This is a genomic window from Candidatus Cloacimonadaceae bacterium (genome assembly GCA_030693415.1).
Classification (GTDB): domain Bacteria; phylum Cloacimonadota; class Cloacimonadia; order Cloacimonadales; family Cloacimonadaceae; genus JAUYAR01.
Map to the genome: position 1 here is coordinate 1 of JAUYAR010000155.1, position 1009 is coordinate 1009.

The 1009-nt window shown below is 47.8% G+C and carries 3 protein-coding genes; all 3 read right to left on the reverse strand.

Annotated features, from left to right (window positions below):
• On the reverse strand, nt 1-338 hold a 338-nt coding region (locus Q8M98_09830; GenBank protein MDP3115054.1), incomplete at its 3' end, for a DUF3164 family protein.
• Nucleotides 319-789 (reverse strand): hypothetical protein, encoded by a 471-nt coding sequence (locus Q8M98_09835; protein ID MDP3115055.1) that lies wholly within the window; start codon nt 787-789, stop codon nt 319-321. The genes Q8M98_09835 and Q8M98_09830, both read right to left, overlap by 20 nt.
• A 28-nt stretch (nt 790-817) precedes the next feature.
• Nucleotides 818-1009: hypothetical protein (locus tag Q8M98_09840; GenBank protein MDP3115056.1), on the reverse strand; the 192-nt coding region annotated here is incomplete at its 5' end.

Here is a 1009-nt window from a genome sequence, read left to right on the forward strand (position 1 = left end):
TTCTGCTTGGCGAGTTGGAGTTCGATGCCGAACTGGATGCGTTCTTTGAACCTGATCTCGACCCGGCACTGTCCATCAAAGCTGTTGAGGATGGCATTGCCTTTCCATTCCAGTCCGTTCTTCTCTGCTACCTCTTCCAGGTATAGCTCCACTTCCTCAAAGAGCTTGGCTTTGTCTTTGATGATGCGATCCTGGAGTTTCTTGGCTCTTTCGATGGTCTTGGTCACGACGGCATCCTGCTTGATGATTTCCGGTTTGATAATCGAGATGGGGATGCTCTGTCCATTAGCGTCAGTCTTAGTGCGGTCGGCTGTCTTCTTAGTCTTGGGGGTGTCCATTAGATGTCTCCTTGTGCTTTTTATTCATGTTTCTATTCTCAGTTGAGTTGTTTTCATCTTCTTTGACTAAAGCTTTCTTGATGTAGTTCTGCAGCATGGCGATTACGGCTCTGCGTTCGTCTTTGGATAGCAGGTTCCAGTGGCTTTTTCGGTAATGGGTGATCAGGAAGGTTCTGAGCTTATACTCATCCCATTTGGCTTTTTTCATCAGGGAATGCATGTACATCCCCTGATTGTCATAGGTGTATTCATCAGGCTTGTTGGTGAGGCGCACCCGCATCAGGATCAGCTTAAGTTCGGTCAGGATCAGTTCATCCAGGGCGGTAAGCGAGTCGCCCAGACCTAAGTACTTGAGAAGTCCTTTCAGGTCATCTTCCGACCACTTGAACTTCTTCACTCTCATGGCATGGATATCTTGCCGGAGGTAGCGTTCTCTCTGTTCTTTCGTCATAGTAATACCCTCGTTTGCTTGGGGGTTGTTAGTTTATTATCCTGTGACCACCGAGGCTGTTGAGACCACGCAGCATTTTCAGGATACCCTTGATTACTTTTCTGCCGATCTTGGGGACGTTCTTGCGGGAGATAACCACATAGACATAATTCCTCAGATCGACCACTTCAATGGATGCCAGGGCTTCAAGGTAGATATAGACCCACTGTCTTGATCTGCC

What these genes read in the sequence shown, in the direction of transcription:
- Q8M98_09835 (MDP3115055.1), bottom strand. Translation starts at nt 789, where the DNA reads ATGACGAAAGAACAGAGAGAACGCTACCTCCGGCAAGATATCCATGCC.